This is a genomic window from Limnobacter sp. CACIAM 66H1, assembly GCF_001601825.1.
Classification (GTDB): Bacteria; Pseudomonadota; Gammaproteobacteria; order Burkholderiales; family Burkholderiaceae_B; genus Limnobacter.
Map to the genome: position 1 here is coordinate 36,523 of NZ_LUJK01000025.1, position 9,466 is coordinate 45,988.

The following is a 9,466-nucleotide window of genomic DNA, read 5'->3' on the forward strand; positions in this document are numbered from 1 at the left end:
ATGATCGCTTTGGGCGCCATGTCTGGCACCAGCACAGATGGTGTTGATGTTGCGGCGGTCCAAATAGACTCAAAAACTCAGGAAATGCGATTTCTCGGCGCGACCAGTGCCGAGTTTCCGCAAGATTTGAGGGACACCCTTTTACTGCTGCAACACATCCCACCTTGTTTTCCGACCGAATCTGACTCAATCGCAATTTTCCTCCAGACTCGAAAAGAGTTGACCGAGCTGTATGCCAACACGACCAATGAGCTGCTGTTGTTGTTGGGACTGGAGCCTGGTGATGTTCGGGTATTGGGGGCGCATGGTCAAACCCTTCGGCATCGCCCCGATCTTGGATACACTTATCAGATGCTCGATGGCGCCCTGCTGGCCAGTAGAACAGGTATTGATGTGGTCAATGACCTGCGCTCAAAAGATGTTGCACTGGGCGGGCAAGGTGCACCGCTCGTTCCTGCTTTTCACCAAGCCTGGCTCAATGGCAAAGGCATTTACGACCGAACTGCTGTGTTAAACCTTGGTGGATTCTCCAACCTCACTGTGCTTAACGGTCAGGGGCACACGCTCACCGGCGGTGATTGTGGCCCAGCCAACTGTCTGATGGACCTATGGGCTCAGCGTGCGTTTGAATTACCGATGGACAACGACGGCGAGATTGCCGCCATGGGAAGTCCGGACAGCGCTTTGCTCGAGAAATTGTGGACACATTCTTTTTTTCATCAGGCCTGGCCAAAAAGCACGGGTAGGGATGATTTTAGTGCACGCTGGTTTGACGGTTGTATTTCGGATTCGACTGATCTCGCGTCCGAGGACATCATGGCGACCCTGCTGAGCTTGGCTGTGAGGGCTGTAAAATCTTGTTTGCCCGTGTTGGTTGAGCAAGTGTACGTATGCGGCGGTGGTGCGAAAAACAGCACTTTGATCAATCAATTGCGCTGTGAGTGCGCCCCAGCTGACTTTTTCCCGATTGAAAATTTGGGCTTGCCCGCCCAGGCCGTTGAGGCAGCTGCTTTTGCCTGGCTCGGAGCGCAGTATGTATTGTCGTCGGTGGGTAACTGCCCCTCGGTGACCGGTGCGAGCCGCCCCGCCATTCTGGGTGCCTTACACACGGCGTTGTAAGCTGACCACTCAGTGGGAATTAGCTGGTCAGTAGTGAGTTGCTGCCCAGGGTCTTGGTATTATTCCCCGCATTTTCTGTTGGCCCATTGTATGCATTCTGGTTTTTTTCGCGGGCTGGAAACAACTCGGAAATTACACCCAAGCTGACATCGGTATGGCCTGGAATCACTGGAATTCGAATCATTTCACGTGCGAATTCAACTTGCGGATTGTTTTCCAAACTTGCGTTGTAAATCAAAATACAGCAGGGTTCATAGTCGAGCAAAGAGCCTAATAGCTTAAGCTGCTCGACCGCGTGTGTTTTTTGAGCAGGGTCGCCCGCATAAAGAATGTACACAGGTGACATTCCCTTGCGCAGCGCGCTTAGGTAGGCGCGATACGCACCGTTCAGGCTGAATTCGACTTTGTCAAATCCCTGCATCGGGAGTCGCCGCTGAATTTCCAGCAGTTGATCGTGGTTCATGGCCATGACCTGTGCTTCAAACACAGCTTGGGTTTCGAAAGTGGGGAGCTTATTGCGGTGACTCACTTCGGCTTCCTCCGGCAATATCACTTCAAAAACTGAGCCAGCCAATTTGCCGTTGTAGTAGCGGTTGCGGCATTCTGTTTTTGCGAGAATCTGTTCGCTCAGGTCACGAACGATGCTGGAGCCATGTCCCCAACCTTTGTTATGGGCGGCTACTTTGTTGTTCTCAACACCCGAGCCAGTATCTACGATTTGAATACATACCCGTCCTTTTCGCCTCCGCAGACCCTCCACTACACCCCCTTTGTTGGTGTATTTGATCGCATTGTCCAGGCCGTTCCGGATGATCTTGGCCAATGCCTCTTTGTTGCTCATGACTGTCACTTCGCTTGGGACGTAGCGAATTTGAAGATCTTTGACATTGGCCAGCATCCTGTACTCCTCAATCAACGGGCCCAGAATATCGTGAACTCTCACCAGGGTCATCGGGGCGGCGTTGTCGTCTTGTGGATACCGGATTGCATTGCCCAATTGATCAAAGAAATCTTCCAACATATTCTTAAGCGCTTTTTGGGCAGTTTGAATGTGTTGGTATCTAGCAGTGACTTCCGGGTCTTTGGAAATTGCCTTGCCTACACTGGCCAATATGCCCAAGGTACTTAAGGGTTGACGCAAATCATGTCGGAAATCTTTTAACACTCGACGTCCCCGGAAGGCCAGTTTCATGATGTCCTGGTCAATTTTGGTGTGTTCATCGAGGCCTTTTTTCGTACGTGTTCTGGAAAAATCCTGAAACACCATGTGAAAAACACAAGTACCGAGCAACATATAAAACAGAACTTCTGTGATCTTGAAGTCGATAATCAAGGCAAGATCTGGCGAGGTAGACGCGTGAAACAGGCCGTTCACGAGGCAATAAAGAAGACTGAAATAAACTGCTTTGATCAGGTTGATCTTGGGCAAGTTGCTGTAGGTTTTGGTGATCGCCAACAGGCAAAGGGCTTGAATGCAAATAAAGGCGACATATACCAAACCGGATGTCGTGAACATATTGGCGATTGCGGTAACGCTGCCAATCAAGAATGGAACCAGGGCAGAGCGTTCGGCAGCAACCACACCTCTTTTGCGACCCAAAAAAGCGCTTCCGAAGAACAGAAACGAGGCGGTTTGCAGTGCTGCATGAACCGGGGTGCCGTGATGAAGTTCTTGCCGTGTGTCGTAACCGAGTATCACGAAACCCAGCAGCACCACACCTATCACAGCGGCTGCGTTCTGCCGCTGATTGGGAAGGTGGTTTGCAAAAAACGGGTATAAGGCAACGCCCAACAGTACTGCTAGCCCTGATAGTGAACTGTCTGTCATTTTATAGTTATATTGATGGCCAGCTTTTTCGCTGACTTTGGGTTTCTATGCCATGGCGGATGCGTTAAGTCGCGGAATTTTGCGATAAAGACTGACGGCCTGGGTTCTGTTTTTCACATTCATGCTGTCATACCCTTGACCAACAAACTTTGACATTTTGCTCAACCCGCATGAATACAAGGCTTGCGGGGAACTGCAAGAATGTCAAAGAATCGGGCAAAGATTGACAATAAGAGACTTTTTCTTGTCAGAGAAATTGAGGCGATACAGCATCACAAGCCTGTCGCTCGGCGGGATTAACCGCCTCGCCCCTCTCAGGTTCGGGGCAAGCGACAGCAGGCTTGTTCGGGACGCGCATGGCCGCCTTATACCTCGCCTTCGGCTCGGGGCTATGCGCTGCAACGTGGATAAGCCACAGGCACTTTTGACGTAATCAGATAGTGAAGAATTCAAGCATCATCAAAGAGTTTAACGACAGCGCCTTGAGGCACCCATTTGTCCAGTTGTGATTTCAAGCGAACTACTTCCTGGCGCAGCTTTTCAGCTTCGCTCTTGTATCGGTCTCGGGATTCCTCAACCTCTTGAAGCTTGGACTTTGAGTACCTTTCATTAGACAGCAGAGTAAGGATGTGAGCTTGCAGAGACAGATTCTCGCTCTGCACGTTGGTCAGCAGGGTTTCAAGCTCCTGCTTTGCGCTAACAACCTTCTCCTTTTCTTCCTTCAGGTTTGATAGAGCAACTTTGTGTTTACCCTGCTTCTCAATGAGATAAGTGACTTGTGCAAAGGCTTCAGGGAAGCGGTCTTCCCGAAATGAGCCTGCGGTCTTTCCTGCTTCAACACACACGGAGTTAATGGTGAGCTTCTTACCTTGCTTTTCCAGCCGTTGGGCTGCTTCAACGAAGAATTGACCTTTGATTTCTGCTTGCTCGCTCATTGATTCACTCCTCGAATTTTTGCTAAGGTCTTCTCAGTTTTGTCTATTTGCAGGGCATAGTGTTTCTCAAACATTGAGCCCGTGCTGTAGCCTGATTTGGCAGTCTTTAGGTACTCAATGTGGTTCAGTAGTTTCCTCTCGTCTTTGGGCGTAAACACTGAGTTTTCGCACCCGATGCACTGGGTGTCATTGGTGATTTTGATTTTGTCGCAAGCCTCTCGCTTGGTACACCAACCAATCGGAGATTCTTTGAAGGCAGTGCGACCATCCACAAATGCCTGTTTGGTGTATTCACGGTCTTCCTCCAAAATAATTGACCCGCCATCTCGCTTGATGCGTTTGAATACACTGCCTGCACCACCCGCAAGGGGGCCCGCCTCATTAATGACTCGTTCTTCGAAGTCATCAAATTGCTTTAGTCTTTCGTTTATCTCTATGAGTTCTACCAGACCACGAATGCCTGAGACATATTCGTTTTGGACTGGACTTTCCAGAAGGTTTACGGCCCACACAGAGCCTCGGCGGTAATACTCCTGCATCACAAGTCCAAGGTGCTTAAATTGAGCTGTCATCGCACCAATTTCGACCTTGTTAGACCGCGCTGTATAGACGGCGAGTGACCGCCTGAGTTGGTGTGTAAGTAGTGGCCATACTGTACCTACTTTGAACTTCTTTCTGAAGTCGGGGGTAAAGGACTGGAATCGTTCAAGCTCTTTAAGGTCGGACTCTTCAATCGTGATATTAGAAATGATTTGGAGTAGACGCATCCACACCGTATCTAAAGAGCCTGTGTTGGGCTTGAAATCAGTGGTCGAGTTAATTTTGCCTGGTGAGCCTTTCTGTGGAAAGAGGGGCATCAGCCCTTCATCAATCTGTACGCCGTGGTAAGCCGCAAAGTAGCGACCAATGTCCTGGGCAACGTCAACGGCCACTTGAACAATGTCGTTAGTCACCCACATTGTGTTGATTGCTCCCATCCCCGTGAGCTTACTGGTAAGCCCCCTGATAACTGTGATTTGCTTGCCTTTGGATTCAATTTTTCCAAGGCAGACGTAGGGAAGTGAACGCACTTCCATGTCGCGCATGCCAGTGAAGCAATGAACCCAAAGTCGTGCGGCCAGTTGGACCACTATCACCAACTTATCGAGTTCTCTGAGGTTTAGTTCATGGTTGTATTTCTTAAGCCATTCGGTAAGTCCAACGTCTTCAAGAAGCGACTCAATCGTGTGCGTATTTCTTAATTTACGCTCCCCTTTTTTTGTCGTGCTGAGCGCCGCCAACTTTCCTTTGAGCCCTCCCGCATAGGGCAGAGCATCAATCTTTTCGTAAAGCGTAATGAGTTTATTGGCGATGTCTTGCTTTATGAAGTCATTGAGCAGGTCTGAAAGTCCTGTAATTAAGTTGCAGTAAATCCGTGAAGGGATAACCGAGGTTTGGTTGCCAACCTTATAAGCAATATTGGTGCTGTTTAACGCATTGGTTAACTTTTCAGAAGGAGGCCCCCAATCAATGAAGCCTTGAAGTCGAAAGCGTCGAATGAGTTTGATTTTCCATTTTAAATTTTGAAGGGTCGCTGGGGTTAAGGAAACGGCACTGTGGACGAAATCGGCAATCCACTTTTCATCACTTAACGCTTCTTTGATGGAAATGCCGTGGTTTCGAGCGAAATCGTAGAAAGGCTTAAAATACAATGGCTGGCAATACAAAATAGAACTCACCGAGCTTGCGTGTCGGTTCAGCCAGAGGTAGCACAGCTCTTTTATTTCCTGTCGTTGTGGGTTTTCAAACGACTCGAAGAAGAAGTAATAGTTTTGTCTTGCCGTCAAGGGTTTGTACAAATTTAAGTCCCAGAAATCCTCTGAGAAGTAAACAGGTTCTAGCGTTCCATCACTTTTAGGTTTGTAGCCCACAATGATGTCTTCAGGCGCCAGCTTTTGGTCTGAGGTTGAGGGCGGTTTGGCCTCTTCCCCCAAGTCAAAGGCAGGAGTACCCATTAGGTCATTAAATGCACTCACAGCGAACCTCCTGCTTGGTATCCAGTGATTTTGAGGGTTCGCATATAGCCTGCCCAGAATTCATCGAGGTCTCCAACTGCACATGCTGCTTTGATGGCTTCGACCTTGCTGGTTAATGACGGGTTCTTATGAAGCATGGCTTGGATGACCTCTTCGATGCGGTGTAAAAGGGCTGCAAAACGATGAGCGAAGTCACCTTCGTCCATTCCAAGGTGCAAGGTTTCAATCACGGCCTTGAGGCTTAAGAGCTTCTTTAAATCGATTTCATCGGCATGGGCACCGTAGTGCTTGCAAAAAAGACATGACTCCCATTGTCCACACACAGGTTGGGAGACAAGTTCAGTAAATCCTTCGGCTAACTCAGCACACAATCCGCTCTCGCTTTCGCACGCACCAGAGGCAGTGGTACGGTCTGCTTCTCGATGCTCCTTCATGTGAACTTTAATCGTTTGTTCAGTCCTGCTTTTCTCAATACAAGCATCGTGCAGTTGACCCAAAAAGTTCGACAAGGGCTCAGCCATTTGTTCCAAGGTTTCAACCGAATATTGCGTGGCGGTTTGCGGCTCGTTTTGTAGCATCATCGAAATGATGCCGTTGACATCACCTGAGTGGACTCCCATTTGCTGGGCTACCTTACCTATCTTTCGAGCGTAGAAGCGACGCAAGGCTTGGGCTTTAAAGACCTGGCCACCCAGTGCTTGAATCCATAGTTTTGATAAGTGCTTTTCGGAATAAACTGATTTGCTTGATTCAGGTCGGCAATCAGGAAAGAGGAAGGTGTTGCTTGGTGGTGCAATCACATTGCGAACAGCCAAGTATTTCTCGAAGGTGGGCTTGTGTTCAGAGCCCATTTCCACAATGATTTCCTTGCCTTTGGCGCGAGCTTTTTTGCCCACCCGATAGGTGGTGTTGTTCAGACGGTTGATTTCGAGTTCGTTGGCTTTCAAGCCCAACAGCACAGATTCATTTTGGCCCGTTGCCAACACCATGAAGTAAAAACTAATCAGAGCGAAGGCGCTGTAATGGCTTTCCACGGTTACATTGTGATAGCCCGTCTTATCAAACTTTGTCTGTGTGCCAGTCAGCCAGCCCCATTGTTCGCTATCAATTACAGCCTTGTTTTTCTGAACATGAATTTGATAATGAGCCTCAATGACCTCAACCAAGTGGTCGTGAAATCGCTCTATGGCTTCGTTGTCTTGAGACTTTTTGACAGCGTAGGCACTATTCTTTGAGCCGAGATATTCTGCCCAGCTTTTAACTGTCTCCTCGTCTAAGCCCGTGCAAGCCATGATGAGTTGTCGAGCAGAGTATTGGTAGTGTTTTGCCCCCTTGTTACTCATGCCCTTTAAGGGTGAATCTTGTCTGCCAGTTTGACTCAGCATCACCAAGTGTTTGAGGTGCAAGGTGTACGCACAGTACATTGCCTTGAGACTTTCAATATTCTCGAAATCAATGAGATTCTTGCCACTGGAGAGATAATCTTTATCCATCCAGTCAAAGACATATCTGAAGTTGTTCACCGACTGGTGCTTAGTCTGCGCTGAGGCTGAGTAATATTTCTCGCAGAGGAAGTCAATGAGCCTGGATACCACCACACGTCGCTCTGGAATCAAGGTTCCAGGATTTACAGACCATGTGTGTCCCTTGCCCACAGCTCCTCTTCTTCGTTGCCCGAAGCACACCACGCCCAGTGGGGTTTTAAAGTGATTGCCAGTTCCATCAATTCCACAATCAATTAGCGCTCGTTCGGGGTGGAGGACGTGCTTTCGTTTGAACTCGATAGTGACTTCAATGGGGTCAGGCCAAGGCACTTCGGTGAGATGTTTTTCGGGTGCGTTCATTTTTACTCCTAGGATTAAATGCCTACACCCTTTGGAGCCAACATGCTCAGGCTGTACTTGTGTAAAAGTTGGTCTTTGAAGGCAGCCGTCACTGAACTTCTGCGGAACTGCAAATATTGCTCCGTAGTGGTCAAACTGGAGTGCCCCATCGCTCTACGTACTACATGCAAGCAATCCGTAATGGTGATACTTTCCTGCGCCCCTCCGGCCTTCAGCCTTGCGTTTTCTTGTGCCATAAAATCAAGCTCTAGGTTGAGTAGATTGACCGCAAAAGTGGCTCTCAGGTCATGGAAACTGAAGTCAGGAAAGGTAGGGTACTTTTCTCGAATCGCCTTTTTTAAATTAAGAACGACCACTTGCAAAGTGTTGCCCTTCTTGGTTTTGGCAGGTTTGTCGCCCAAGCTTGAAGACTTGAACTTGTCGTCAAGCGTGATGGGGTAGTCGTTCTCACCCTTACGGTCTAATTTCTCTTGGCGACTGGTCAGAAACGGTGCTCCGTGCGAACTTAGAAACACATAGTTGTTTTCGCTGTCACCGTAAAACGACCTCAGCCTTCTTTCTTTGGCCAACGGCGATTCAATGTAGGTCAGAAGGTCTTGCCTTAGCTCTGAAGACATCTGCAATTCATAGGACTTCTCAAACTTTGAGTCCACCAAACTATTCTTTCCGATTTCAATGTAATACGTGCCGTGAACACTTTGTGCATCCAACAACGACGACCATCTCAGTGTGCAGACTGTTTGTAAACGTGCTCCCGTTTCGGTTGCAACCCTAAACATCAGTTGGTAGCAACGGTCAAGTTTGACTACTTCTTGCCATAAAATTTCCTGCTCCTTCGGTGTTAAAGGAGTAAGCAATCCACCATCATTTACCTGCCCTGGTCTAGCCACTTTAGGTGCGATAGGCACAGCCAAATCCGTGGTTGTTAATGCAAGTTGCTTTGCAAAACCTTCATTGTTGGTGATTTGTATGAATGCAGTTCTTGCCGTGTGTGTCCGTTCAAACATCACATCGTCTATCAAATCCCAGTTGCTCAACCCTCTGTAAAAGTTGATGACGCAACTCATTCGCTTCTGTGCTGTTGAAGCCTTAATTTCTCCATTTTTGCAACGTCGAATCAGGTCTGCACGATAAAGGTAGGTTGGCCTGTCGAACTTATCCACAGGCATCTCCAGCGGGTCAAGCGACTCTTCTTCTAGGAACGCTGCGTAATCCAACAAGCTTCGAGCGTTGGAATAAATGGTCTCTGAGTTGTAAGCAGACACCCCCACTTTGTCCTCTGCGTATTTCACCAAGTACGAGTTTCCGAGACTCCAAGGCTTGCCCGAAGAAAGATAGAGGAATGGGAAGTCTGGGTAGAACCCTTTAATAGAAGGTGGTTCGGACTGCAATTTGCCCACTGCGTTGATGTAAAAGCGCTGTGGGACAAACTGGGAAATAGTGCGAAGAAAAGGAAGGTCTTTCACAAAGTAAATTCAGTGAAGTAATTACTGTATAAGTATACAGTAAAACTGAATTAATTTGTCAAATTAATTATTTCAGCGTATCGCTTCAAAAAAATAATTCATCGGTACGCGTGAAGATTTCGCGCAGGTGCGTTTTTATTGTTTCTGGTGACAAGTCAAGCTTGCGGGCAATTTCCTTGTTGGAAAGACCCGAGGCCAGAAAATGCATCACCTGCTGTTGCTTGTGGGTCAACTGAATACCGTTGTTTTGGCCAAGACG

The 9,466-nt window shown here is 48.2% G+C and carries 7 protein-coding genes; 1 reads left to right on the forward strand and 6 read right to left on the reverse strand.

Going from position 1 to position 9,466, the window contains the following annotated elements:
* Positions 1-1,119, forward strand: a complete 1,119-nt coding sequence (locus A0129_RS08935; RefSeq protein WP_291714326.1) for an anhydro-N-acetylmuramic acid kinase — start codon at positions 1-3, stop codon at positions 1,117-1,119.
* Positions 1,120-1,138: 19 nt separating this feature from the next.
* On the opposite strand, the gene A0129_RS08940 is transcribed toward A0129_RS08935, so the two are convergent.
* From A0129_RS08940 to A0129_RS15815, 6 genes are all read right to left on the reverse strand, one after another.
* Positions 1,139-2,911 carry a HAMP domain-containing sensor histidine kinase gene (locus A0129_RS08940; RefSeq protein WP_291714327.1) on the reverse strand — a complete coding sequence of 591 codons (1,773 nt, stop codon included), beginning with the start codon at positions 2,909-2,911 and terminating at the stop codon, positions 1,139-1,141.
* Positions 2,912-3,396: 485 nt separating this feature from the next.
* Positions 3,397-3,882: a hypothetical protein gene (locus A0129_RS08945; protein ID WP_291714329.1), complete on the reverse strand. Its 486-nt coding sequence runs from the start codon at positions 3,880-3,882 to the stop codon at positions 3,397-3,399.
* Positions 3,879-5,897 (reverse strand): hypothetical protein, encoded by a 2,019-nt coding sequence (locus tag A0129_RS08950; protein ID WP_291714331.1) that lies wholly within the window; start codon positions 5,895-5,897, stop codon positions 3,879-3,881. The genes A0129_RS08945 and A0129_RS08950 overlap by 4 nt, the downstream gene beginning before the upstream one ends.
* The gene (locus A0129_RS08955) at positions 5,894-7,741 is read right to left on the reverse strand and encodes a hypothetical protein (protein WP_291714333.1); all 1,848 of its coding nucleotides are present in this window, start codon (positions 7,739-7,741) and stop codon (positions 5,894-5,896) included. Before A0129_RS08955 ends, A0129_RS08950 begins: the two co-directional genes overlap by 4 nt.
* A 14-nt stretch (positions 7,742-7,755) precedes the next feature.
* On the reverse strand, positions 7,756-9,207 hold the full coding sequence (locus A0129_RS08960; protein ID WP_291714335.1) for a site-specific integrase: 1,452 nt from the start codon (positions 9,205-9,207) through the stop codon (positions 7,756-7,758).
* 85 nt (positions 9,208-9,292) lie between these two features.
* Positions 9,293-9,439 carry a response regulator transcription factor gene (locus tag A0129_RS15815; protein ID WP_367189868.1) on the reverse strand — a complete coding sequence of 49 codons (147 nt, stop codon included), beginning with the start codon at positions 9,437-9,439 and terminating at the stop codon, positions 9,293-9,295.
* Between the last annotated feature and the right edge of the window lie 27 nt (positions 9,440-9,466).

Excerpts from the sequence above, each read along its gene's own strand:
- A0129_RS08935 (WP_291714326.1), top strand. The coding sequence starts at position 1 with ATGATCGCTTTGGGCGCCATGTCTGGCACCAGCACAGATGGTGTTGAT.
- A0129_RS08945 (WP_291714329.1), bottom strand. The coding sequence starts at position 3,882 with ATGAGCGAGCAAGCAGAAATCAAAGGTCAATTCTTCGTTGAAGCAGCC.
- A0129_RS08955 (WP_291714333.1), bottom strand. The coding sequence starts at position 7,741 with ATGAACGCACCCGAAAAACATCTCACCGAAGTGCCTTGGCCTGACCCC.